This is a genomic window from Streptomyces sp. MK7 (assembly GCF_032658145.1).
Classification (GTDB): Bacteria; Actinomycetota; Actinomycetes; order Streptomycetales; family Streptomycetaceae; genus Streptomyces; species Streptomyces spiralis.
On sequence record NZ_JAVACL010000009.1, the window covers coordinates 125,595 to 149,109 of the forward strand.

The following is a 23,515-nucleotide window of genomic DNA, read 5'->3' on the forward strand; positions in this document are numbered from 1 at the left end:
CTGATGAACACCCCCGCCGCCGACGGCTTCCGCATGCCCGCCGAGTGGACGACGCACGAGCGCACCTGGATGGCGTGGCCGGGCCCCAACCCGACCTTCGACACCCCCGAGGACCTGGCCGCCTCCCGTGCCGCCTGGGCGTCGGTCGCCCGCGCCGTCCGCCGTTTCGAACCGGTCACCGTGGTGTGCGGCCCCGGCCAGTCGGCCGAGGCCCGTGCCCTGCTCGGCGAGGACGTCGAGACCGTCGAACGCGACCTCGACGACGCCTGGATGCGCGACATCGGCCCCACCTTCCTCACCAATGGGCAGGGCGGACTGGCCGCCGTCGACTGGACGTTCAACGGCTGGGGCGCACAGGACTGGGCCCGCTGGGAGCACGACGCGAAGATCGGCGCATACGTCTCGGACCTCGCGGGTGCGAAGAGCTACAGCAGCGCTCTTGTCAACGAGGGCGGCGCGATCCACGTCGACGGCGAGGGCACGGTCCTGCTCACCGAGACGGTCCAGCTCGGCCCCGAGCGCAACCCGCACTGGACGAAGGAGCAGGTCGAGGCGGAGATCCACGCCCACCTCGGCACCCGTAGGGCCATCTGGCTCCCGCGCGGCCTGACCGGCGACTACCCGCCCCACGGCTACGGCACCCTCGGCCACGTCGACATCGTCGCCGCCTTCGCCCGCCCCGGCGTCGTCGTCGCCCATCACCAGCCGGACCCGGCCCACCCCGACCACGAGGTGACCCGGGAGGTCATCGGCATCCTGAAATCGGCCACCGACGCCCGCGGCCGCCGCCTGGAGGTCGTCGAGGTGCCCGCCCCGACCGTCCTGGAGGCCGACGGCCACTGGGCCGACTACTCCTACATCAACCACTACCTGTGCAACGGCGGAGTCGTCCTGTGCGGCTTCGACGACCCGCGCGACGAGATCGCGGCCGGCATCTTCCGCCGCCTCTTCCCCGAGCGGACGGTGACCCTGGTGAACGCGCGTACGATCTTCGCGGGTGGAGGCGGTATCCACTGCGTCACCCAGCAGCAGCCGAAGGTCCGGTGAAGCGGGCGCTCAGGTAGAACATACGGGTGGATGTACTGCTCTGCGCCGCGTGCGGCCGCCCGCTGACCCGGCCCGTCCGGCTTCTGCCGGGTCTTCCCGCTCCCCCGGCCTGGGACGGGCTGCCCGGCCCTGACGGACTGCGGCGGGCCCCGGCGCGCATGCCGCGCGGGACCTACGCCGTCGACCCGCTGCCGTACGGGGCGCCCTTCGTGCCCGCCCCGGACGACGAGGAGTACGACGGAGTGGTGCCCGGCGGGAAGTGGATGTCCGACGAGCGCGGACTCCTCGTCTCCGCCGGGCCGCGCGGCACCCGTGTGCTGCACCCGCTCGACGTCGCCGGACTCGACGCCCATCCCGACTGGCACCGGCACATCGGCTGCTGCGGCCCCTGCGGCGAGTACGGTGCCAACCGGCTGTGCCCGTGCGGCGCCGAGGTGGCGATCATGGCCGGCGACTGCACGACCGACTACGAGATCCGCTTCGTCCCGGAGAGCGTCCGGGTGACTACCGCGCCGGCCGCGGAGGGCACCGCATGACCCGCCGCCACACCCCCGCCCCGCCCCGCGAGGACGTCCTCGCCGCCGCGATGGACATGATCGCGAAGCGCGGTCTGGAGAAGCTCACCATGGCGGGGCTCGGCCGGGAGGTCGGCATGAGCAGCGGCCATCTGCTGTACTACTTCCACTCCAAGGACGAGCTGCTGCTGCGGACACTGGAGTGGAGCGAGGGAAGACTGGGCGCCGAGCGCGGCCGGCTGCTGGCCCGCCCCGGGACCGCGCGGGAACGTCTGTCCGCGTACGTCGACCTGTACGTCCCCGACGGCCACCGTGATCCGCACTGGACCCTGTGGATGGAGGTGTGGAACCGCTCGCAGAACGCGGACGACGACGCACGCGCCCGGCAGGCGGCCATCGAGGGGGCATGGCACCGCGACCTGGTCGCGCTGATCGCCGAGGGCGTCTCGCGCGGTGAGTTCCGCCCGGTCGACGCGGACCGCTTCGCGGCGCGGTTGCGGGCACTGCTGGACGGATTCTCCATCCACGTCGCCATCGGGTTGCGGGGCACCGACCGTGACCAAGTTCTCGCGCATGTACGGGAGTTCATCGAGGAAGGACTCGCCGCGACCTCCTAGGGGGTGTCTCGGGGCGGGCGCCGGCAAAAGGAATCCTTTCCTCCGCGGCCGGGCATGTACCGCCGCATGGGACGAGAGCACAGGAAGAAGATCTGGATCGGTTCGGCCGGCAACATGGTGGAGTGGTACGACTGGTTCGTCTACGCCAGTTTCGCCACCTACTTCGCCGGGGCGTTCTTCCCGCATGGGAACCCCACCGCCCAGATGATGAACACCGCCGGCATCTTCGCCGTCGGCTTCTTCATGCGGCCGGTGGGCGGCTGGCTGCTCGGCCGGGTGGGTGACCTCCCCCACGCCTGAACGGCGCGGGGGGACCCCCATGGCCGCAAGGCGGCGCTGACGCTGACCGTCACCCCATGTCGGCGTCCGCCGTCCTGATCGCGGCGGCGCCGACGTACGCGGTCGCCGGATACGGGGGCGCGCTGGTGCTGCTCCTCGCCCGGCTGCTCCAAGGGCTGTCGGTGGGCGGTGAGTACGCGGCCAGCGCTACCTATCTCACCGAGGCCTCCGACCCCGCCGGCGCGGCTTCGCCTCCAGCTTCCAGTACGTGTCCATGACCGCCGGCCAGATCGTCGGCCTCGGCCTGCAGATCGTGCTCCAGCGCACCATGTCCGACACCGCCCTGCACAGCTACGGCTGGCGCATCCCCTTCGTCGTCGGCGCGCTCGGCGCGGCCGTCGTCTTCTACCTGCGGCGCAGCATGCTGGAGAGCGAGGTGTACGAGGCGGACGCCACCGGGAGCGAGGAGCGCGGCACCCTGCGCGCGCTGTGGGCGCACAAGCGCGAGGCGCTGCTGGTGATGGCCCTGACCTGGGCGGCACGGTGGCCTACTACACGTACACCACCTATCCGACGAAGTACCTGTCCGACTCCGCCGGCCTGCCCAAGCGGACCGCGACCCTGGTCTCCTTCACCGCGCTGATCGTCTTCGCCTGCCTCCAGCCACTGGCCGGCCGGCTGTCCGACCGGATCGGCCGCCGTCCGCTGCTGATCACCTTCGCGCTCAGCTCGACCTTCCTGACCGTGCCGATCATGACACTGCTGGGGCACGCGGGCAGCTTCCGGCCCGCGCTCGGGCTGTCCCTGCTGGCGCTGGTCGTGGTCACCGACTGCACCTCGATCAACGCCTGCGTGAAGGCCGAACTGTTCCCCACCGGCGTGCGCGCCCTCGGCGTGGCCCTGTCCTACGCCGTCGCCAACGCCCTGTTCGGCGGCACGGCGGAGTACGTCGCCCTGTGGTTCAAGAACGCCGGCGCGGAGTCCGGATTCTTCTGGTACGTGGCGGCCTGCGCGGCCGTCTCCCTCGTGGTGTACGTCACCATGCGGGAGACGAAGGACCTGGATCCGACCCGGGTGAAGACCGCACCGGAGTCCAGGCTCACGCCCGCATCCTGAGACGGCGGTGAGTGCGGGGGCGCAACTGTGCCAAACTGCCCCCGTGCTCTCGTTCGCCATGATTATTGGCAGCAGGCGCGCCGGTCCGCAGTGACCGCCACGTACGACCAGGTACGGGCGGCCACCGTCGTCCTCGACCCGCGCGCAGACCTCTCGCACCCGCGAGGGGTTTTTCGTTTTCTGGCCCACCTTCAGCCGGGAGCGAAGCGCGAGGGGGTATTGGGGGGATGGTGGAGCCGGTCATTCCGGTACGACCGAGATCCCACACAGGAGCCTTGAGACATGTCCGAAACCAGCCGGCTGGACGATTCGTTCCACGTCTTCGACACCACCCTGCGCGACGGCGCCCAGCGCGAGGGCATCAACCTGACCGTCGCGGACAAGCTGGCCATCGCCCGGCACCTGGACGACTTCGGCGTGGGCTTCATCGAGGGCGGCTGGCCCGGCGCGAACCCGCGGGACACCGAGTTCTTCGCCCGCGCCCGGCAGGAGATCGACTTCCGCCACGCCCGGCTGGTCGCCTTCGGCGCCACCCGGCGGGCGGGCGCCAAGGCGGCGGACGACCCCCAGGTCAAGGCGCTCCTGGACTCGGGCGCCGAGGTGATCACCCTCGTGGCGAAGTCGCACGACCGGCATGTGGAGCTGGCGCTGCGCACCACTCTGGAGGAGAACCTGGAGATGGTCCGCGACACCGTCTCCCACCTGCGCGCCCAGGGCCGTCGTGTCTTCGTCGACTGCGAGCACTTCTTCGACGGCTACCGCGCCGACCCCGAGTACGCCAAGTCGGTGGTCCGGGCCGCCTCCGAGGCGGGTGCCGACGTGGTGATCCTGTGCGACACCAACGGCGGCATGCTGCCCGCCCAGATCCACGCCGTCGTCTCCACCGTCCTCGCCGACACCGGCGCCCGCCTCGGCATCCACGCCCAGGACGACACCGGCTGCGCCGTCGCCAACACCCTGGCCGCCGTAGACGCCGGCGCCACCCATGTGCAGTGCACGGCCAACGGCTACGGCGAGCGGGTCGGCAACGCCAACCTGTTCCCGGTCGTCGCCGCCCTGGAACTGAAGTACGGCAAGAAGGTGCTGCCCGAGGGGCGGCTGCGCGAGATGACCCGGATCTCGCACGCGATCGCCGAGGTCGTCAACCTGACCCCCTCCACCCATCAGCCCTACGTCGGCCTGTCCGCCTTCGCCCACAAGGCCGGCCTGCACGCCTCCGCGATCAAGGTCGACCCGGACCTGTACCAGCACATCGACCCCGAGCAGGTCGGCAACACCATGCGCATGCTGGTCTCCGACATGGCCGGCCGCGCCTCGATCGAGCTCAAGGGCAAGGAGCTCGGCATCGACCTCGGCGGCGACCGCGAACTGGTCGGCCGCGTCGTCGAACGCGTGAAGGAACGCGAGCTCAAGGGCTACACCTACGAGGCGGCCGACGCGAGCTTCGAACTGCTGCTCCGCGCGGAGGCCGAGGGCAGGCCCCTGAAGTACTTCGACGTGGAGTCCTGGCGGGCCATCGTCGAGGACCGCCCCGACGGCACCCACGCCAACGAGGCCACAGTCAAACTGTGGGCCGAGAGCGAGCGCATCGTCGCCACCGCCGAGGGCAACGGCCCGGTCAACGCCCTCGACCGCGCCCTGCGCGTCGCCCTGGAGAAGATCTACCCCCAGCTGGGCGCCCTCGAGCTGGTCGACTACAAGGTCCGCATCCTGGAGGGCAGGCACGGCACCTCCTCCACCACCCGCGTCCTCATCTCCACCTCCGACGGCAAGGGCGAGTGGTCCACCGTGGGCGTCGCCGACAACGTCATCGCCGCCTCCTGGCAGGCCCTGGAGGACGCGTACACCTACGGGCTGCTCCGGGCGGGCGTCGAGCCGGCGCAGTAGCCACAGTGGAGGCATGACCACCGACACCACCGGCCCGCTGTCCCGGGCCCGCGTCGCGGCCCGGCTGCCCGCACAGGACCTGGACCGGGCCCGGCGCTTCTACGCCGAGAAGCTGGGACTCGAACCCGAGGACGAGCGCCCCGGCGGGCTGCTGTACCGGTGCTCGGGCGTGGACTTCGTCGTGTTCCGCTCGGCGGGGGCCTCGCCCGGCACCTTCACCCAGATGGCCTTCGAGGTGGACGACATCGAGGTGGTCGTGGCGGAGCTGCGGCGGCGCGGAGTGGTCTTCGAGGAGGTCGGCACGCCCGGCCTGCGCACCCGGGACGGCATCGCCGACATCGAGGGCAACTACCCGAGCAAGGGCGCCCGCGGCGAGCGGGGTGCCTGGTTCCGGGACAGCGAGGGCAACCTGCTGGGCGTCGGCGAGCCGGTCCCGTAGCCCGTCCGGGTGGTCAGGGCGAACGGATGGTCACGGCCACCGGGCGGTCAGGACCACAAGGCCGTCGGGCCGCCGGGTGGTCAGGGTGCGCGCCAGATGTTGTCGAAGGCCGCGTCCTCGATGCGCCGCCGCTGCCGTACGGCCTCCAGCTCCTGCACCGCGTCGTGGACGGCGGCCAGCACGGTCAGCGCGGCCTCGTCGTCCGGCTCGGCGGCCTCGTCGTCCGCCTCGGCCGGGATGCCCAGCGCGGCGGCCAGCCCGGCGAGGACGGGCTCGCGGCCGGCCCAGCGGTCGGCCGCCGCGCGCCGCGCCGGGGAGTCGACCGGCACCGGCCGGTCGGACCCCCTGGGCATCCACCGGTGGCGCCTGCCGGCCACCTGCCCCGCCGCCTCCATCGCGTCGACGTACGCCGAGGCCAGGCCGCGCCCCCGGCGCCACAGCCAGTCCTCGACGGTCTCGTACGGCGCCTCGCGGACGAGCGCCGCCCCCGCCTCGTCCAGCAGACGGTCATCCGTGCCCGGCACCAGTCCGGGCAGGATGCGCTCACCGTCCAGGGAGACGGACCCGGCCGAGAGCAGGTCGACCAGTTCGGCCCCGGCGAGGGCCAGCGACAGGTCGCCCTGCTCCACGGGGTGCGTGCCCGGAACGTCCAGGATGACGAAGAACAGGTCACGCGGTGTGCTCATGCCGGACTCCAGGTCGGGGCGGTGACGGCGGCGGGGCGTTCCCGGCCGGTCGGTCAGGCCGGCCGGCCGGCCGGGCAAAGCCCTGCTTGACGATACGTCACCTCAGCTGCCACTTCTGGTTCGCCGCCCCCGTGCACGACCAGATCTGCGCCCGCGCGCCGTTGGCCGAGGAGTTGTCGGTGACGTCCAGGCACTTGTCCGCGGCCAGGTTCACCACATCACCGGTCGACGCGTTGTACGACCACTGCTGGGCCCCGGTGCCGTTGCAGGCGTACAGCTGTACCTTCGCGCCGTCGGCCGTCGAGCCGGACGCCACGTCCAGGCACTTGCCGAGCGCCTGGACCGACCCGTCCGTCCGCACCGTCCACTGCTGGGCGGCCGTGCCGTTGCAGTCGTAGAGCTGCACGGGCGTGCCGTTCGCCGACGAGGCACCGGCCACGTCCAGGCACTTGCCCGCCAGTCCCACGAACGCCCCCGACCGGCTGCCGCCGCCCGACTGCGTCCCCGACCAGGTGAAGGTCGCCGAGGTCTTGCCCGGCAGCGAGTAAGTGGCGTGCTGCGACCCCCAGTCGATGGTGACCGTCTTCGCGTTCGACGCGTCGTTGTAGGCGATCAGCGCCTTGCTGCCGTCCGGGTTGCGCCAGGCCACGTTCGGCACGGAGGACGAGGCGGTCGACGCGATCCGCTGCGCGCCCGGCCGGACGAACTTCGTCAGATGCCCCATGTCGTAGTACTCGACGGTGTAGTCCACCTGCCCGGACTGCGCGTCCCCGTTGTGCACCGTGATCAGCCCGCTGCACGTCCCGCACCCGCCGTTGTGCGGCCCGCGGTCCTGGTCCACCGCCAGCGACCACTTCGTCACCGACTTCGCCCAGTTGCGCGTGTAGTCGACGATGTTGAGCATGTCCTCGCGCTGCTGGTTCGCGATCCAGGTGCCGCCCGAGTGCTCGGTGCCGAAGGCGTCCAGCTGCGGGTACCGGTCGTGGACCGTGGTCTGCTTCGTGACGTCACCGCCGTAGCCGTGCCAGGCGATCCCGCCGAAGTTCGGATGCGAGCGGACCGCCGCGTCGTCCACCGTCTGGGCGGCGTAGGAGTCGTAGGTGTCCCAGTTCCAGTCGTGCGCGAGGACCTTCGTGGTCAGCCCGGCCGCCTGGAGCCTGGGCAGCAGCTCGCTCTTGGTGAAGTACGCCAGGCCGGAGGCGTTCCAGCTCATCGAGGGATAGCCCGAGCAGCACGTCGGCTCGTTCTGCGCGGTCACGTAGGACACGGGGATGCCCTGGTCGCGGTACGCCTGGAGGTACTTCACGAAGTACGCGGCGTAGGCTCCGTAGTCCTCCGCCTTCAGCCAGCCCCCGTTGAGCGAGCCGCTGTCCTTCATCCAGGCCGGTGCGGTCCACGGCGAGGCCATCACGGTCAGGGACGGGTTGAGCTGGAGCGCCTGCCTGGTGAGCGGGAGGACGTCCGCGAGGTCGTGCGCGATGGAGAACTTCGCCAGGGACGGGTCGCTCTGCCCGGCCGGCACGTCGTCGTAGGTGTACCCGTAGCGCGCCAGGTCCGAGGCGCCCATCGGATTGCGCAGGAACGACAGTCCGATGCCGTCCACCGGCGAGAACAGCTTGCGCATGGTCGCGTCCCGCGTCGCCGGGGACAGCGCGCCGCCGCTGTTCATCAGCCACGCCGCGGTGTCCGTGAAGGACGCGCCGCCGCCGGTGAAGGTCTGGTAGCGGGTGTTCTCGTCGACCGTGATGTTCTCGCCGTCGCCGCCGGTGCCGGACTGGAAGGCGAACGGTGTCTGCTGCTGGAGCCCGCGGACCACATGCCGCCCGCCGGAGTCGTCGGTGGTGGTCAGCCAGACGGTGACCTGCTCGCCGGCCGCGTGCGCGGTCGGGGCGGTCACGGCGGTCAGCCCGGCGGTGGCCAGCAGGCCCGCGAGGAGCAGCCGGGCCGTGCGCAGAGGTCTTCTCGGTCTTCTCATGGATGCGCCGCCCTTCTGGGTGGGGGATGGGAGGCGTGACGAGCCGTGAGTAAATGACGACATCTCAGGGCCGTCAAGAGGTTGCGCGTTCAGAAGCCGAAGGAACAACGCGCCTACTTCGGCCGTGGGTTGCCGCTGTACCAGTGGTTGCGTGAAGTCTTGACGGCTCGAGCGCCGCCCTTGTTAACTCACGCCGTGATCTAAGTCATGAGCGAGTCCCCGAGTCGCGGGAAGGTCCGTCCATGCGAAGAACCGCCCTGCTCGCCTCCGCCACCCTGCTCACCGCGCTGATCCCGCTGGCGTCCGCGCACGCCGCCCCGGATCCCGCGCCCGACCCGGCCCCGGTGCCCGTCGACCGTTTCGAGGGCGAGGTGCCCTTCGCGAACCAGCCGGCCGAGGGCATCTTCACCTGGGGTGGCGACAGCGACGACCCGCCCACCCTCCGGCTCGCCGCCCGCCCCGACGCCCCCGAGGGCGCCAAGGTGCTCTCCGGCACCTACGACATCAGCGGCTACGGCGGCTTCACCCACGACTTCGCCGCCGACCGGCCTGCCCACGACTGGTCCGCCCACCAGGGCATCCGCTTCTGGTGGGACGGCCGGGACAACGGCAGGAAGATCGCCTTCGAGATCAAGGACGGCGGCGCGAACGGTGAGGCCTCCGAGCTGTGGACGACCTCCTTCACCGACGACTTCAGCGGCTGGAAACAGGTGGAGCTGCCCTTCACCGACTTCACCTATCGCACGGACTACCAGCCCGTCGGAGGCATCGACCACGTCCTCGGCCTGACCCGGATGTGGGGGTACGCGCTCACGCTCCCGGCCGGCACCGAGGGCGACTTCGCCATGGACGACGTGGAGCTGTACGGCAAGGCCGACCAGTCGCTGCGCGCCTCCGTCACCACCGACGCGCCGGTGTACCCGGTCCACGAGGGCGGCACGGTCACCGTGAGGATCACCCTCGCCACCACGGGCTCCGCCCCGGTCGACGAGCCCGTCACCGTCGAGTACCGCACGACGGCCACCGGCTCCGCCCAGCCCGGCAAGGACTACACCCCCGTCTCCGGCACCCTCACCTTCCCCGCGGGCACCGCCTCCGGGACCTCCCGGACCGTCACGGTCCCCACCTTGAAGGACGGGTCGGCCGAGCCGGCCGAGACCGTCCCGCTCCAGCTCACCGTCACCGGCGCCAAGGCCCCGGCCGAGACCCCGCAGATCGTCGTCGACGCCCACGGACTGCCGTACCTCGACAGCCGGCTGCCGGTGCAGAAGCGGGTCGCGGACCTGGTCTCCCGGATGTCCCCGGAGGAGAAGGCCGGGCAGATGACCCAGGCCGAGCGCGGCGCGATGTCCGCACCGGGCGACATCGCCGTCTACGGCCTCGGCTCACTGCTTTCCGGCGGCGGCTCGACCCCCACGCCCAACACCCCCGAGGCCTGGGCGAAGATGATCGACGCGTTCCAGCTCCGCGCGCAGGCCACCCGCTTCCAGATCCCGCTGATCTACGGCGTGGACGCGGTGCACGGTCACAACAACCTGGCCGGCGCCACGATCATGCCGCACAACATCGGCATCGGCGCCACCCGCGACCCGAAGCTCGCGGAGAAGACGGGCGCGGTGACGGCGAGCGAGGTGCGCGCCACCGGAGTCCCCTGGGACTTCGCACCCTGCCTGTGCGTCTCCCGCGACGAACGCTGGGGTCGCTCCTACGAGTCCTTCGGCGAGGACCCGGCACTGGTGACCTCCATGGAGACCGTCATCCAGGGCCTCCAGGGACGGGCGGACGGACGTGACCTGAGCCGCGCCGACAAGGTGCTGGCCACCGCCAAGCACTTCGTCGGCGACGGCGGCACCGAGTACGGCTCCTCGACCACCGGCACGTACACCATCGACCAGGGCGTCACCAAGGTCACCCGGCAGCAGCTGGAGGCCGTCCACCTGGCGCCGTACCAGACCGCCGTCGACCGGGGCATCGGCACCGTCATGCCGTCCTACTCCTCGCTCGACATCGCCGGCGACGGACAGGGTCCGGTGAAGATGCACGCCCGTGGCGACATGATCAACGGCGTGCTCAAGGACCGGATGGGCTTCGACGGCTTCGTCATCAGCGACTGGAACGCCATCGACCAGCTCCCCGGCGACTACGCCTCCCACGTCCGCACCTCGGTCGACGCGGGCGTGGACATGATGATGGTGCCGTACTCCTACAAGGACTTCAGCACCACACTGGCCGACGAGGTGAAGGCGGGCCGGATCAGCGTCAAGCGCATCGACGACGCGGTGTCGCGGATCCTGACCGAGAAGTTCCGGCTGGGCCTGTTCGAACACCCCTACGCCGACACCAGCGGCGCCGCGCGGATCGGCTCCGCCGCGCACCGGGCCGTCGCCCGTCAGGCCGCCGCCGAGTCCCAGGTGCTGCTGAAGAACACCGGCGGCGTGCTCCCGCTGAGGAAGAGCCAGAAGGTCTACGTCGCCGGATCCAACGCCGACGACCTCGGCAACCAGACCGGCGGCTGGACCCTGACCTGGCAGGGCGAGTCCGGGACGCACACCCAGGGCACGACCATCCTCGAGGGCATGAGGAACGCCGGGGGAGACGTCACCTACTCCAAGGACGCCTCCGCGCCCACGGACGGCTACGACGTGGGGGTGGTCGTCGTCGGCGAGACCCCGTACGCCGAGGGCGTCGGCGATGTCGGCAACGGCCACGGGCTCCGGTTGTCGGCCGCCGACCAGGCCGCCGTGGACAAGGTGTGCGCGGCGATGAAGTGCGCGGTGCTGATCGTCTCCGGCCGGCCGCAGCTGATCGGCGACCGGCTCGGGAAGATCGACGCCCTCGTCGCCTCCTGGCTGCCGGGCACCGAGGGCGCCGGTGTCGCCGACGTGCTCTACGGCAGGCGGCCCTTCACCGGGCAGCTCCCCGTGACCTGGCCGAAGTCGGAACAGCAACTGCCGATCAACGTGGGCGACGCCTCCTACGACCCGCAGTTCCCCTACGGCTGGGGCCTGACCACCCTCACCAAAGTGCCCTCGGGCGGCACGGCGGCGCTGAGGGCGCTGGGCCTGGCGGCGACCGTGGCCGAGAGGGCGCACGCGGCCCGGGCCGGCCGCGCCCTCGTCACCCAGGCCCGGCTGATCGTCCAGCAGAAGGTGACCGAGGAGGGCGGCAGCGGCATGAGCGCGGGGGTCGCCAAACCCTTCGCCGACGCCGACCACCTGCTGCTCACCGGCAGGTACGGGGCGGCCGTGGAACGGCTGACGGCGGCGTACCGGGCGGCGTGAGCGGGACCGCCTGACCGGAACGACCGAGCAAGAGGGGGGCGCCTCGCCAGGAACACCGGCGAGGCGCCCCCCTCGTGTGCACCCCCATGAAGCGCATGCGAAGCCGTACGGAGCCCAGCCGAAGCCCAGCCGAAGTCAATATGAAATGACCGAATTATTGCCTTTCGGGTAGCTTCGAACCATGAAGGCCGTCGCTCTGACCCGAGCCCCCGCCCAACTGCTGGTCGCGCTCGCGGTGGCCGTCATGGCCGTCCTGTCGACCGGTGCCCCGCCCTCGGCCGCGGCCACCGGCGTCTCGGCGGTCGCGCAGGCGCTGCGCGAGAATCCCGTCTACGTCGATCCGGCGGCCTCCGCGCAGCTGCCGAAGGCCGACGCCGACACGCTGGCCCGGCAGATCAAGGACGCGGACAAGCCGCTCTTCATCGCCGTGCTGCCGGCCGACTTCCCGACGCAGAACCTCTTCATCGATCTGCGCACCGCCACCGGCGTCACCGGCGCCTACGCCATCCGCCTGGGCGACCGCTTCGACGCCCGCGCCGACGCCTCGGTGCTGTCGGGCACCGCCGTGCGGAACCTCGTCACCAGCGTCCAGGGCGAGAACGCCAGGACCCAGCTCACCGACTTCACCGACCGCGCCCTTGCGAACATGGGCGGCTCCGCCCCGTCCACCTGGGGCACCTCCGGCCATGGCCGCGGGGTGTCGAGCACCGCACTGATCACCGCCGCCGCCGTCCTGGTGGCGGGCGGCGTGGGCGCGTACGCCCTGGTCCGGCGCAACAGCCGGCGCCGGGCGGAGGAGCGGCGGGCCGCCCTGGACCGGCTGCGGGTCGTCGTGGACGAGGACATCACCGCCTTCGGCGAGGAGCTGGACCGCCTCGACTTCCATCCGGCGGAGCCCGGCGCGGACGACGCCATGCGCGCCGACTACGAACGGGCCCTGAACGCCTACGAACAGGCGAAGCAGCGCATGACCGAGGCCCGCGCACCCGAGGACGTGCGGACCGTCACCGAGGCCCTGGAGGACGGCCGCTTCTCGCTCGCCCAGCTCGCCGCCCGCCGCGAGGGCCGCCCCCTGCCCGAACGCCGCCCGCCCTGCTTCTTCGACCCGCGCCACGGACCCTCGGTCACCGACGCCACCTGGTCTCCCCCCGGCGGCGCGGCCCGCGAGGTGCCGGTCTGTGCCGCCGACCAGGTCCGCCTGGCCGAGGGCCGCGACCCGCGGATCCGCGAGGTCGACACCGACTGGGGCCGCCGCCCCTACTGGGACGCGGGCCCGGCCTACGGTCCCTGGGCGGGCGGCTACTTCGGCGGCGGCATCCTCCCCGGCCTCCTGGTCGGCACCCTACTCGGCAGCATGATGGCCGGCCCGGCCTACGGCGCCGACTACGGCACGGGCTACGGCGACTTCGGCGCGCACGACGGTTTCGGCGGCTACGACGGCGGTGATGTGTCCGGAGCCGACTTCGACCCCGGGGACTTCGGCGGCGGCTTCGGCGGGGGCGACTTCGGTGGGGGCGGCGGGGGAGGAGGGGACTTCGGGGGCGGGTTCTGAGCGTGCGGTGCGGGTCCGTACGGCAGCGCACATGACCGGCCGGGCGTCCATGTGACGCGAAGGCGCCCGCCCTCCGGTACGGGGGAGTGGAGGGCGGGCGCGTTCCGGGGGCTCGGCCCGCGGCGCGGGCCGCGGGCCGAGCCGCTCATGCTCAGGCCTGCCGGATCGCCGAGATGTCGAAGTTCAGCTTGATCTTGTCGGAGACCAGCACGCCACCCGTCTCCAGCGCGGCGTTCCAGGTCAGGCCCCACTCGGAGCGCAGGATCTCGGCCTTGCCCTCGAAGCCGACGCGCTCGTTGCCGAAGGGGTCCTTGGCGGCGCCGTTGAACTCCAGGTTGATGGTGAGCGGCCTGGTCACGCCGAGGATGGTGAGGTCGCCGGTGATGCGGTAGTCGTCGCCGCCCACGGCTTCCGCCTTGGTGGAGCGGAACGTCATCGTCGGGAACTCGTCGGTCTTGAAGAAGTCCGAGCTCTTCAGGTGGCCGTCGCGGTCCGCCGAACCCGTGTCGATGCTGTCCATCGTGACGTCGATCGAGGCCGTGGACGCGGCGGGGTCGGTGCCGTCCAGGTGCAGGGAACCGGTGAAGTCGGCGAACGTGCCCTTGACGTTCGTGACCATGGCGTGCCGTGCGACGAAGCCCAGCCTGGAGTGCGCCGGGTCGATCGTGTACTCGCCGGTCAGTGCGGCGAGGTCCGGGTTCACGGCGGCGGTGACGGTGGCGGTGCTCTCGGCGGTGTTGTTCTTGCGGCCGAAGATGCCCATGGGGTGCTCCTTGGGGACGGGATCACTCGGCGCGGAGGTGGGGCGCCGATGATGTTGAATGTTCAACCAGGTCAACAGTGACGACCGTAGACCTATTCCGTTCGAGTTTCAACATTATGCGTCCGGGTGTCGTGGAAACGCTGCGATCACCGCCTGCGGCCCATGAAGATCAAGAGGCAACCTCGCCACCGCGCAGGGCGCCCGGACCCTCAAGCGGGCCGGCGGCTGCCGTGCGGCACCATGGACGCAGCCCGCACCAGTGGTCGGCCGGTTCTCGTGACGAGGTGTCACCGACGCCATCGGCTCCCCCCGTCTGGGCCTGCCTGTCACTCCAGGGATGGCATGCGCCACACACGAATGTGAGGTGGCTCTCGCGTCCTGACTTTGTGTGACCTCTACAACGCCGGAGCCCTCTGAGCAGTCGGAAAGGCTGCAAGCCCCTTGGGTTCTGTTCAGGGGTACCAGGAAAACGAGCCGGAGACTGTACGGAGTCGACGGCTCGCTTTCCCAGGTGTCCTTCGTAAGGTCACTACATGACCGTTTTGGAAGAGACGACGGGTGAGCCGACCGGCGAGCCGACGGACGCGCGCGGGCGGGTCGCCGAACTGCACGGGATCCGTGCGCAGGCGGTGGCGGGTCCCAGCGAGAAGGCGACCGCGGCGCAGCACGCCAAGGGCAAGCTGACCGCACGGGAGCGGATCGAGCTGCTCCTGGACGCCGGGTCCTTCCAGGAGGTCGAGCAGCTGCGCCGGCACCGGGCGACCGGTTTCGGCCTGGAGGCGAAGAAGCCGTACACCGACGGTGTGATCACCGGCTGGGGCACGGTGGAGGGCCGCACGGTCTTCGTCTACGCCCATGACTTCCGGATCTTCGGCGGCGCGCTGGGCGAGGCCCATGCCACGAAGATCCACAAGATCATGGACATGGCCATCGCGGCCGGTGCCCCGCTGGTGTCGCTGAACGACGGCGCGGGCGCCCGGATCCAGGAGGGCGTCTCGGCGCTCGCCGGCTACGGCGGCATCTTCCAGCGCAACACCAAGGCCTCCGGGGTGATCCCGCAGATCTCGGTGATGCTGGGCCCGTGCGCGGGCGGCGCCGCCTACAGCCCCGCCCTGACCGACTTCGTGTTCATGGTGCGGGACACCTCGCAGATGTTCATCACCGGCCCGGACGTGGTCAAGGCCGTCACCGGTGAGGAGATCACCCAGAACGGCCTGGGCGGCGCGGACGTGCACGCCGAGACCTCCGGTGTGTGCCACTTCGCCTACGACGACGAGGAGACCTGCATCGCCGAGGTCCGCTACCTCCTCTCGCTGCTGCCGCAGAACAACCGCGAGACCCCGCCCCGGGTGGACACCGGCGACCCGGCCGACCGCCGCAGCGACGTTCTCCTGGACCTGGTTCCGGCGGACGGCAACCGGCCCTACGACATGGCCAAGGTCATCGAGGAGATCGTCGACGACGGCGAGTACCTGGAGGTCCACGAGCGCTGGGCGCGCAACATTCTCTGCGCGCTGGCCCGCCTGGACGGCCAGGTCGTCGGCATCATCGCCAACCAGCCGCAGGTGCTGGCGGGCGTGCTGGACATCGAGGCGAGCGAAAAAGCTGCGCGGTTTGTCCAGATGTGTGACGCTTTCAATATCCCGATCGTCACCTTCCTGGACGTCCCGGGGTTCCTCCCCGGTGTCGACCAGGAGCACGGCGGGATCATCCGGCACGGCGCGAAGCTGCTGTACGCCTACTGCAACGCCACCGTGCCGCGGATCTCGCTGATCCTGCGCAAGGCGTACGGAGGTGCCTACATCGTGATGGACTCCCAGTCGATCGGCGCCGACCTCACCTACGCCTGGCCGACCAACGAGATCGCCGTGATGGGCGCCGAGGGCGCGGCCAACGTCATCTTCCGCCGCCAGATCGCCCAGGCCGAGGACCCCGAGGCCATGCGGCAGAAGATGGTCAAGGAGTACAAGGCCGAGCTGATGCACCCCTACTACGCGGCCGAACGCGGCCTCGTGGACGACGTCATCGACCCCGCCGACACCCGCCAGACCCTCATCCGGTCCCTGGCCATGCTCCACACCAAGCACGCCGACCTGCCCTCCCGCAAGCACGGCAACCCCCCGCAGTGAGCGCAGCGACCCCGTAACCCAGTGGACGCGCCGCGGCAACCCCGCGGAACCCTCAGCCACGGAGACTGATCCCATGGACACGCCTGACATCCGCGTCGAGAAGGGCCACGCCGAGCCCGAGGAGGTGGCCGCCATCACGGCCGTCCTCCTCGCCCGTGCCGCGGCCCGCCCCGCCGACACGACCCCGTCCCACCGCGGCCGCGCCAAGGCCGGCTGGCGCCGTCTGGAGCGCGAGAAGGGCTTCCGCGCCCCGCACAGCTGGCACTGAGCCGTACGACTCCGAAAGGGGCTCGCCCGTCAGGGTGGGCCCCTTTCGCATGCGCCCAGGGGGAAAACGGCAAGGGGCCCTCTCCCGGTCGGGAGAGGGCCCCTGCACGGGCCGTGTGCGGAGCGCTACCGCAGCCGCGCCATCAGCGCGTGCTCCACGAGGGTGATCAGCGTGGACTTGGCGTCCGCGCGGTGCCGGGCGTCGGTGGTGATGATCGGGGTGTCGGGTCCGATCTGGAGCGCCTCGCGGACCTCGTCCGGGTTGTACGGCTGCTGGCCGTCGAAGCCGTTGAGGGCGATGACGAACGGCAGTCCGCTGTTCTCGAAGTAGTCGACGGCGGGGAAGCAGTCGGCGAGCCTCCGCGTGTCGACGAGGACCACGGCGCCGATGGCGCCGCGGACCAGGTCGTCCCACATGAACCAGAAGCGGTCCTGGCCGGGCGTGCCGAACAGGTACAGGATCAGGTCCTGGTCCAGGGTGATACGGCCGAAGTCCATGGCCACCGTGGTGGTGGTCTTGTCGCCCGTGTGGGTGAGGTCGTCGATGCCCGCCGACGCGGATGTCATGACGGCCTCTGTGCGCAGCGGGTTGATCTCCGAGACGGCGCCGACGAACGTGGTCTTGCCCACGCCGAAGCCGCCCGCCACCACGATCTTCGCGGAGGTGGTGGAACGACTGGGAGAAACCGGCCCTCCGCTAGAGCTTGCGAAGTCCACTGAGCACCCTTTCGAGCAGTGTCACGTCTGGCTGGCCGCCGGCGTTCTCGTCGCCGCCGGGCTGATGGATGGCGACCAGGCCCGCCTCCGCCAAGTCGGCGACGAGGATCCTGGCCACGCCGAGAGGAATCGTCAGCAGGGCCGAGATCTCGGCCACCGACTTGATCTCGCGGCACAGATGGCAGATCCGCTGATGCTCGGGCAACTGGCCCTGCATCTGGTGCGGCTGCGCCGTGGTGTGCACCAGCGCCTCGATGGCGAGCTGGTACCGCGGCCTGGTGCGGCCGCCCGTCATGGCGTACGGGCGGACCAGGGGGTTGTTCGTCGCGCCCGCGGGCGCGGGCTCAGGGGTGCGTCGCTGCGGCTGCACCGGCTGGATGCGCGGCGCCGGCGGCTGGTCGTACGGCGACGGGCCGGGGCCCTGTGGCGCGTACGGCTGCCGGTGGTGGGGGACGGAGGGGAAGGCGTAAGGGTTCGACGAGCCGTCGCCGTGGCCCTGCGCAGGGCCGTACGACCAGTTGCCCGAAGACGAACCGCCTGGGGGTGTTGCCACTCTTACTCCTCCTCCGACTGCGCCGGGCGCCCAACCGTGTGGAAGCCGCGTCCCGAAACCTTACGGCCCCGGGACACCAAAACGCACGGTCTGTCTGTTAGTTGAGAAGGCTCCCCTGGAGTTCCGCACGGAGGTCCGGGGTCAGAACCGTGCCCGCGCGGTCCACCAGAAGGGCCATCTCGTACCCAATGAGACCGATGTCCGCCTCCGGGTGTGCGAGAACCGCGAGAGAGGATCCGTCGGAGATGGACATGATGAAGAGGAATCCCCGCTCCATCTCCACAACCGTCTGGTTCACGCTGCCGCCCTCGAAGATGCGCGAGGCACCGGCGGTCAGTGAGGTCAGACCGGAGGCGACGGCCGCGAGCTGGTCGGCGCGGTCGCGGGGGAAGCCTTCGGACATCGCCAGAAGGAGTCCGTCGGCGGAGACCACCACGGTGTGGGACACCCCAGGGGTGTTGTCCACGAAGTTGGTGATCAACCAGTTCAGGTTCTGTGCCGCCTGGCTCATCGGGCTCACACTAACGCTCCTGGTTGTAGGTGCTGTCAGGACCACTGTGTTCAATCCTCGTGGCCTGGCCGTTCTTTTCACTTCCTGCGCTGCGTCCCCGCTGGACGCCCCGGCGCAGGTTGCTCAACCTGCCCCTGACGTCCTCGGGGGCGCGGGAGACCTGTGGGCCGCCCTGCGGAGTCGATTCCGCCGCACCCTCGACCAGGTTGGCCTTGGGCACTCGCCGCGGCAGGCCGGAGGAGGTCACTCCGCCCGCCTTGGGCTTCCGGAGCTGCGCGGCCTGCGACCACCGCTCGTCGTTGGCCGAACGCCAGCCGCTGTCGCCGTTGCTCTGCGGAGCGGGGGCCGGCGCCTGCCGCTGCACGGGCTGCGCGCCGTTCGAACCGCTCGCGGTCGAACCACGGCGGGGCAACCCGGCGTCGGTCAGCTCGTGGGCGGCGGAGGAGGCCGTTCCCGGACGGTCGAAGCCTACGCGGTCACCGTCGTTCCCGTCAGCGGCCTGCGCTGATTCCGTTTCCGGAGCGTACTGGTCCGCGTAGCCGCCGAGGAAGCCGTCCGCCTGCTGCCAGTCGTCCTGGTAGGGCTGCTCCTGGTAGCCGGCGTACGGCTCCGCCTGGCCGGTCCGGGCGGAGGCGTGCTCGTCCTGCGCCGGCTCGGGGTAGGAGGCGGCGTCCGGGTAACCACCGTTCGCCGCGTAGGCGCCGTTCTGCGGCAGGCCCGCGTCCGGCGCGTAGTACGCCTGCTCGTACGACTGCTGTCCCTGCTGGTCGTACGCCGTCCGCTGCTGCTCGTCGTACGCCTGCCGGTCGTAGCCGCCGCCCTGCTCGGGGTACGCCGCCTGGCCGGTGTCGTAGCCGGGCTGCTGACCGGTGGGCTCTTCGGTGTACGCGGGCGTCTCGGGCGCCTGCGGTGCGACCGCCTCGCCGTGCGACTGCGCGTCCAGGGCGGCCCGGCGCTCCTCGCGCTTGAGGGAGCGGCCGACGGGGTCCAGCTCGCGGATGTCGTCGGGGACGTCGGCGTAGCGGCTGTCGTCGAAGCCGAGCTCGGCGGCCGTGCGCATGCGCGGCAGCTGGCCGAAGTCCTCGCCCGGGAACTGCTGCTCCGGGATGATCTGCGAGACGGTGAACTCGTCGCGCTCCAGCGTCTGCTCGCCGCCACCGCCGTGGGTGATCGCGTCCGGCAGCATGACCAGCGAGGTGGTGCCGGCCTGCTCTCCGGAGGGGCGCAGCTGGACGCGGATGCCGTGCCGGTCGGCGAGGCGTCCGACCACGAACAGGCCCATGCGCTGGGAGATCGCCACGTCCACGGTGGGCGGGTTGGCCAGCTTGTGGTTGATGTCCGCGAAGTCCTCGGCGGTCAGGCCGATGCCCTTGTCGTGGATCTCGATCATGACCCGGCCGTCGGGCAGCCGGGTCGCCGTGACGCGGACCTTGGTCTGCGGGGAGGAGAACGTGGTGGCGTTCTCCAGCAGCTCGGCCAGCAGGTGCACGAGGTCGGTGACCGCGCGGCCGTGGATCTCGGCCTCCGGGACGCCGGACAGCTCGATGCGCTCGTACTGCTCCACCTCGGAGGAGGCGGCGCGCAGCACGTCGACCAGCGGGACCGGCTGGTCCCAGCGGCGGCCGGGCTCCTCGCCGGCGAGGACCAGGAGGTTCTCGCCGTTGCGGCGCATACGGGTCGCCAGGTGGTCCAGGCGGAAGAGGTTCTCCAGCTGGTCGGGGTCGGCCTCGTTGTTCTCCAGGTCGGTGATCAGGGTCAGCTGGCCCTCGATCAGCGACTGGTTGCGGCGCGAGAGGTTGGTGAAGATCGCGTTGATGTTGCCCCGCAGCAGGGCCTGTTCGGCGGCGAGCCGGACGGCCTCGCGGTGGACCTGGTCGAAGGCGCGGGCGACCTCGCCGATCTCGTCGGTGGACGTGATCGGGATCGGCGCGACCCGGGTGTCGACCCGGCCGGGGTCGGTGCGCGAGAGCTGGTCGACCAGCATCGGCAGGCGCTGCTCGGCGATGCCGAACGCGGCGTTGCGCAGCTGGCGCATGGAGCGGCTCATCTGGCGGGCCACCAGACCGGCCAGGATGAACGCGGCGAGCAGGGCGACCAGGACGACCGCGCCGGTGATGAACGTCGACTGCTTGGCGTCGTCGGCGATGCCGGCCGCCTCGTTCACCGCGGTGTCGGCCATGTCCGACTCGATCTTGCGGTAGGCGTCGAACTTGAGGGTGTTGACCGCCCACCAGTTCTGCGCGGTGACGCCCTTCTCGGCGAGTCCGGCGCGCTCGGCGGGGTCGGTGGACTTCAGCGAGGCGAGGGTCGCCACCATGTCGGCCGGGTTGGACGGCGGAGCGACGTAGTTCGGGTCCTTGGCCTTGGCCTGCCGGATCATCTCGGTGGCCTTGGTCTGGATCTCCTGCTGCAGCGCCTGGAGCTTGTCCGCGTCGGCCTGCGTGCCGCCGCCGAGGTACTCCTCGGCGGCGATGCCCTCCAGGTAGGCGTAGGAGGACAGGGCCACCCGCTGGCTGGCCAGGCTGCCCGTGCCCGGACCCGGCTTGACCAGCATGTGCATGCCGATCGAGCGCTCCAGGGACAGGGCCGCCTTGGTGAGGGAGATGGCGTAGACGGTACGGCCGTAGGAGGTGATGTTGCCGGTGCCCAGGCCGAGCTCGTTGGCGAACTCCATCAGCGGGTGGGCGATCTTGACGTAGCCCTCCTCGGTCTGCACGCCGGTCAGCTTGGAGCTGTACGCGGCGGCGCGCAGCGTCTGGAGTTCGGGTTCCGTCTCGCGGAACAGCTTCAGCCGGCGCTCCAGACCGGCCTTGTGCGGCATGTCCTTGGCGGCCTGGTCGAAGCCCTGGGCGGCCTGGTCGGTCAGCTGCCGGGCCTGGGCGACCGTCGAGTTGCCCGGGCCCTTGCCCTGGAGGAGGGGAGCGGCGGAGATGTCTCGCTCGTTGTACAGGGCGTCGGCGTAGGTCAGGGAGGCGCGCACCAGGTGCGCGGTCTTCTCGGCGTCCTGGGCGTCCTGCCAGGTGTCGATCGAGCTCTTGACCTGGAAGCCGCCCATGACGAGGCCGACCAGCACGGGTATGAGCAGGATCGCGTTCAGCCGGGTGGGCACCCGCCAGTTGCGGGGGGAGAGACGGCCTCCGCTGGGGGAGGGGGTGGCCGCCGACTCCGAACCGGGCACGTGTGCGGGCGCCGCACCGCGCGGCGGCGGGGTGAAGTTGCCCCGGGCCGACGGCTCGGAGCCGTTCTTGCTTCGCCTCACTCGACCAACAACCTCTCGGCGGTCGGCACCTACGTCGTGCCGCACGTTCTCAGAGCCCTGTCCGCCGCGGACGGCTCTCTACTGGTGAGTACGTCCTTGACCATGGGGCAGTTCAGGCATTCCAGCACGCCGACGTGCGCTCTTCCAAACAGTTGGGACCGCAGGTCCCGCGTGATGTAAGCCCCAGATAAAACGGTCATAAAGAGCGAGCCGCGCCAAAAGGCGGGGTGATTGTGCGCGCAGTGAGACCGGATGTGCGCGACGCGTGGCCGTACCACCCGATTCCTCTGCCGAAACGTTATGAACACCGGGGCCGACCGTGTCAAAGGACACAGCCGGCCCCGGTGCGTCTACGCCGATCGCTACGGCAACTGCCGTGCGCACCCGCGCACTTGCCCAGGTGCTCGGCGGTTCGAGTGCCGTGCGGAACGAGGAGCGGAGTTACCGCAGGCGGGCCATCAGCGCGTGTTCCACCAGCGTGATCAGGGCGGACTTGGCGTCCGCGCGATGCCGGGCGTCGGTGGTGATGATCGGCGCGTCGGGTCCGATCTGGAGCGCCTCGCGGACCTCGTCCGGGGTGTACGGCTGCTGGCCGTCGAAGCCGTTGAGGGCGATGACGAACGGCAGCCCGCTGTTCTCGAAGTAGTCCACCGCCGGGAAGCAGTCGGCCAGCCGCCGGGTGTCCACGAGGACCACCGCGCCGATGGCGCCGCGGACCAGGTCGTCCCACATGAACCAGAAGCGGTCCTGGCCGGGCGTGCCGAACAGGTACAGGATCAGATCCTGGTCCAGGGTGATACGGCCGAAGTCCATGGCCACCGTGGTGGTGGTCTTGTCCCCGGTGTGGGTCAGGTCGTCGATGCCCGCCGAAGCGGACGTCATGACGGCCTCCGTGCGCAGCGGGTTGATCTCCGAGACGGCGCCGACGAACGTGGTCTTGCCCACGCCGAAGCCGCCCGCCACCACGATCTTCGCCGAGGTGGTCGCCCGGCCCGCGTCAGAGCTTGCGAAGTCCACTGAGCACCCTTTCGAGCAGCGTCACATCCGGAGCGCCACCGTTGTTCTCGTCGCCGCCCGGCTGGTGGATCGCCACCAGACCGGCCTCGGCCAGGTCCGCGACCAGGATCCGCGCCACGCCCAGCGGCATGGTGAGCAGCGCCGACACCTCGGCGACCGACTTCACCTCGCGGCACAGGTGGCAGATCCGCTGGTGCTCCGGGAGCAGTCCCATCAGCGCTGCCGGGTCGGCCGTGGTGCTGATCAGCGCTTCGATGGCGAGCTGGTAGCGCGGCCGGGTCCGGCCGCCGGTCATCGCGTAAGGACGGACCAGCGGCTGGTCGCCCTCGTCCCCGTACGGCTCGGCGTACGGATCATGATGGGCGGTGGGCGGGGTCATGAATCCTCCGGGCGGGACAGCAAGTCGGTCGGGCAAGCCGTCTGACGGGGCCGGTGGGGGGATTGTGGCGGCCGGACGGTGATTTGGTGAGACGGGTGGTACCGGGGCCGGTCAGTGGAGCAGACTGCCCTGTAGTTCGGCGCGCAGGTCGGGTGTGAGCACCGCGCCCGCGCGGTCGACCAGGAGCGCCATCTCGTAGCCGACGAGGCCGATGTCGCACTCCGGGTGGGCCAGCACGGCCAGGGACGACCCGTCCGAGACGGACATGAGGAACAGAAAGCCGCGCTCCATCTCCACGACCGTCTGCGCCACGTTGCCGCCCTCGAAGATCCGGGAGGCCCCGGCGGTCAGCGAGGTCAGGCCGGACGCGACCGCCGCGAGCTGGTCCGCGCGGTCACGCGGGAAGCCTTCGGACATCGCCAGAAGGAGTCCGTCCGCGGACACCACGACGGTGTGGGACACCCCGGGGGTGTTGTCCACGAAGTTGGTGATCAACCAGTTGAGGTTCTGTGCCGCCTGGCTCATC

General features: G+C 70.8%; 19 protein-coding genes and 1 pseudogene. 10 read left to right on the top strand and 10 right to left on the bottom strand.

Features of this window, described 5'->3' with window-relative positions; all coding sequences use genetic code 11:
* The first annotated feature begins 3 nt into the window (after positions 1 to 3).
* The 6 genes and pseudogenes from R2S09_RS13715 to R2S09_RS13740 all read left to right on the top strand — a co-directional run bounded on the left by R2S09_RS13715 (position 4) and on the right by R2S09_RS13740 (position 5,900).
* The gene (locus R2S09_RS13715; RefSeq protein WP_316741211.1) at positions 4 to 1,047 is read left to right on the top strand and encodes an agmatine deiminase family protein; all 1,044 of its coding nucleotides are present in this window, start codon (positions 4 to 6) and stop codon (positions 1,045 to 1,047) included.
* A 26-nt stretch (positions 1,048 to 1,073) separates the two neighbouring features.
* Positions 1,074 to 1,583 carry a hypothetical protein gene (locus R2S09_RS13720; RefSeq protein ID WP_316741213.1) on the top strand — a complete coding sequence of 170 codons (510 nt, stop codon included), beginning with the start codon at positions 1,074 to 1,076 and terminating at the stop codon, positions 1,581 to 1,583.
* A complete protein-coding gene (locus tag R2S09_RS13725; RefSeq protein ID WP_306188252.1) occupies positions 1,580 to 2,179 on the top strand; it encodes a TetR/AcrR family transcriptional regulator in 600 nt (199 codons plus the stop codon). The genes R2S09_RS13720 and R2S09_RS13725 overlap by 4 nt, the downstream gene beginning before the upstream one ends.
* Before the next feature lie 66 nt (positions 2,180 to 2,245).
* Positions 2,246 to 3,574 (top strand): annotated as a pseudogene (locus R2S09_RS13730) (MFS transporter).
* 282 nt (positions 3,575 to 3,856) lie between these two features.
* Positions 3,857 to 5,461 (top strand): citramalate synthase, encoded by a 1,605-nt coding sequence (gene cimA, locus R2S09_RS13735; protein WP_316741216.1) that lies wholly within the window; start codon positions 3,857 to 3,859, stop codon positions 5,459 to 5,461.
* Positions 5,462 to 5,474: 13 nt separating this feature from the next.
* Complete coding sequence (locus R2S09_RS13740; RefSeq protein ID WP_306188256.1) at positions 5,475 to 5,900, top strand: VOC family protein; 426 nt, start codon at positions 5,475 to 5,477, stop codon at positions 5,898 to 5,900.
* Positions 5,901 to 5,980: 80 nt separating this feature from the next.
* On the opposite strand, the gene R2S09_RS13745 is transcribed toward R2S09_RS13740, so the two are convergent.
* Together R2S09_RS13745 and R2S09_RS13750 are read right to left on the bottom strand one after the other, a co-directional pair.
* A complete protein-coding gene (locus tag R2S09_RS13745; RefSeq protein WP_316741218.1) occupies positions 5,981 to 6,586 on the bottom strand; it encodes a GPP34 family phosphoprotein in 606 nt (201 codons plus the stop codon).
* A gap of 97 nt (positions 6,587 to 6,683) precedes the next feature.
* Positions 6,684 to 8,561 carry a ricin-type beta-trefoil lectin domain protein gene (locus R2S09_RS13750; RefSeq protein ID WP_316741220.1) on the bottom strand — a complete coding sequence of 626 codons (1,878 nt, stop codon included), beginning with the start codon at positions 8,559 to 8,561 and terminating at the stop codon, positions 6,684 to 6,686.
* Positions 8,562 to 8,803: 242 nt separating this feature from the next.
* Here R2S09_RS13750 and R2S09_RS13755 point away from each other — a divergent pair, with 242 nt between their 5' ends.
* Together R2S09_RS13755 and R2S09_RS13760 are read left to right on the top strand one after the other, a co-directional pair.
* Complete coding sequence (locus tag R2S09_RS13755; RefSeq protein WP_316741221.1) at positions 8,804 to 11,842, top strand: glycoside hydrolase family 3 N-terminal domain-containing protein; 3,039 nt, start codon at positions 8,804 to 8,806, stop codon at positions 11,840 to 11,842.
* A 181-nt stretch (positions 11,843 to 12,023) separates the two neighbouring features.
* Entirely contained in the window at positions 12,024 to 13,394 is a 1,371-nt protein-coding gene (locus tag R2S09_RS13760; protein WP_306188263.1) for a hypothetical protein, read from the top strand.
* Between the two features lie 151 nt (positions 13,395 to 13,545).
* Here R2S09_RS13760 and R2S09_RS13765 read toward each other — a convergent pair whose 3' ends face one another.
* Complete coding sequence (locus tag R2S09_RS13765) at positions 13,546 to 14,157, bottom strand: YceI family protein (protein ID WP_306188266.1); 612 nt, start codon at positions 14,155 to 14,157, stop codon at positions 13,546 to 13,548.
* Positions 14,158 to 14,690: 533 nt separating this feature from the next.
* Between R2S09_RS13765 and R2S09_RS13770 the strand changes: the two genes are divergently transcribed.
* Together R2S09_RS13770 and R2S09_RS13775 are read left to right on the top strand one after the other, a co-directional pair.
* Positions 14,691 to 16,286, top strand: coding sequence for an acyl-CoA carboxylase subunit beta (locus R2S09_RS13770; RefSeq protein WP_306188268.1), 1,596 nt, complete (start codon positions 14,691 to 14,693; stop codon positions 16,284 to 16,286).
* A 73-nt stretch (positions 16,287 to 16,359) separates the two neighbouring features.
* Entirely contained in the window at positions 16,360 to 16,554 is a 195-nt protein-coding gene (locus R2S09_RS13775; RefSeq protein ID WP_030168449.1) for an acyl-CoA carboxylase subunit epsilon, read from the top strand.
* A 125-nt stretch (positions 16,555 to 16,679) separates the two neighbouring features.
* Here R2S09_RS13775 and R2S09_RS13780 read toward each other — a convergent pair whose 3' ends face one another.
* The 7 genes from R2S09_RS13780 to R2S09_RS13810 all read right to left on the bottom strand — a co-directional run bounded on the left by R2S09_RS13780 (position 16,680) and on the right by R2S09_RS13810 (position 23,514).
* Positions 16,680 to 17,270 (bottom strand): ATP/GTP-binding protein, encoded by a 591-nt coding sequence (locus tag R2S09_RS13780; RefSeq protein WP_189900483.1) that lies wholly within the window; start codon positions 17,268 to 17,270, stop codon positions 16,680 to 16,682.
* Positions 17,251 to 17,823 carry a DUF742 domain-containing protein gene (locus R2S09_RS13785; RefSeq protein WP_030168440.1) on the bottom strand — a complete coding sequence of 191 codons (573 nt, stop codon included), beginning with the start codon at positions 17,821 to 17,823 and terminating at the stop codon, positions 17,251 to 17,253. Before R2S09_RS13785 ends, R2S09_RS13780 begins: the two co-directional genes overlap by 20 nt.
* A 97-nt stretch (positions 17,824 to 17,920) precedes the next feature.
* Positions 17,921 to 18,334, bottom strand: a complete 414-nt coding sequence (locus R2S09_RS13790; RefSeq protein ID WP_004983065.1) for a roadblock/LC7 domain-containing protein — start codon at positions 18,332 to 18,334, stop codon at positions 17,921 to 17,923.
* A gap of 10 nt (positions 18,335 to 18,344) precedes the next feature.
* Positions 18,345 to 21,593, bottom strand: coding sequence for a nitrate- and nitrite sensing domain-containing protein (locus tag R2S09_RS13795; protein WP_316741227.1), 3,249 nt, complete (start codon positions 21,591 to 21,593; stop codon positions 18,345 to 18,347).
* 441 nt (positions 21,594 to 22,034) lie between these two features.
* Entirely contained in the window at positions 22,035 to 22,610 is a 576-nt protein-coding gene (locus R2S09_RS13800; protein WP_067301226.1) for an ATP/GTP-binding protein, read from the bottom strand.
* Positions 22,591 to 22,989, bottom strand: coding sequence for a DUF742 domain-containing protein (locus R2S09_RS13805; RefSeq protein WP_030168425.1), 399 nt, complete (start codon positions 22,987 to 22,989; stop codon positions 22,591 to 22,593). Before R2S09_RS13805 ends, R2S09_RS13800 begins: the two co-directional genes overlap by 20 nt.
* A gap of 111 nt (positions 22,990 to 23,100) precedes the next feature.
* Positions 23,101 to 23,514, bottom strand: a complete 414-nt coding sequence (locus R2S09_RS13810; RefSeq protein WP_003973453.1) for a roadblock/LC7 domain-containing protein — start codon at positions 23,512 to 23,514, stop codon at positions 23,101 to 23,103.
* Position 23,515 lies beyond the last annotated feature (1 nt).

Coding starts and splice junctions, on each gene's coding strand:
- R2S09_RS13715 (WP_316741211.1), top strand. CDS start 4: ATGAACACCCCCGCCGCCGACGGCTTCCGCATGCCCGCCGAGTGGACG.
- R2S09_RS13725 (WP_306188252.1), top strand. CDS start 1,580: ATGACCCGCCGCCACACCCCCGCCCCGCCCCGCGAGGACGTCCTCGCC.
- cimA (WP_316741216.1), top strand. CDS start 3,857: ATGTCCGAAACCAGCCGGCTGGACGATTCGTTCCACGTCTTCGACACC.
- R2S09_RS13740 (WP_306188256.1), top strand. CDS start 5,475: ATGACCACCGACACCACCGGCCCGCTGTCCCGGGCCCGCGTCGCGGCC.
- R2S09_RS13745 (WP_316741218.1), bottom strand. CDS start 6,586: ATGAGCACACCGCGTGACCTGTTCTTCGTCATCCTGGACGTTCCGGGC.
- R2S09_RS13750 (WP_316741220.1), bottom strand. CDS start 8,561: ATGAGAAGACCGAGAAGACCTCTGCGCACGGCCCGGCTGCTCCTCGCG.
- R2S09_RS13755 (WP_316741221.1), top strand. CDS start 8,804: ATGCGAAGAACCGCCCTGCTCGCCTCCGCCACCCTGCTCACCGCGCTG.
- R2S09_RS13760 (WP_306188263.1), top strand. CDS start 12,024: ATGAAGGCCGTCGCTCTGACCCGAGCCCCCGCCCAACTGCTGGTCGCG.
- R2S09_RS13765 (WP_306188266.1), bottom strand. CDS start 14,157: ATGGGCATCTTCGGCCGCAAGAACAACACCGCCGAGAGCACCGCCACC.
- R2S09_RS13770 (WP_306188268.1), top strand. CDS start 14,691: ATGACCGTTTTGGAAGAGACGACGGGTGAGCCGACCGGCGAGCCGACG.
- R2S09_RS13775 (WP_030168449.1), top strand. CDS start 16,360: ATGGACACGCCTGACATCCGCGTCGAGAAGGGCCACGCCGAGCCCGAG.
- R2S09_RS13790 (WP_004983065.1), bottom strand. CDS start 18,334: ATGAGCCAGGCGGCACAGAACCTGAACTGGTTGATCACCAACTTCGTG.
- R2S09_RS13805 (WP_030168425.1), bottom strand. CDS start 22,989: ATGACCCCGCCCACCGCCCATCATGATCCGTACGCCGAGCCGTACGGG.
- R2S09_RS13810 (WP_003973453.1), bottom strand. CDS start 23,514: ATGAGCCAGGCGGCACAGAACCTCAACTGGTTGATCACCAACTTCGTG.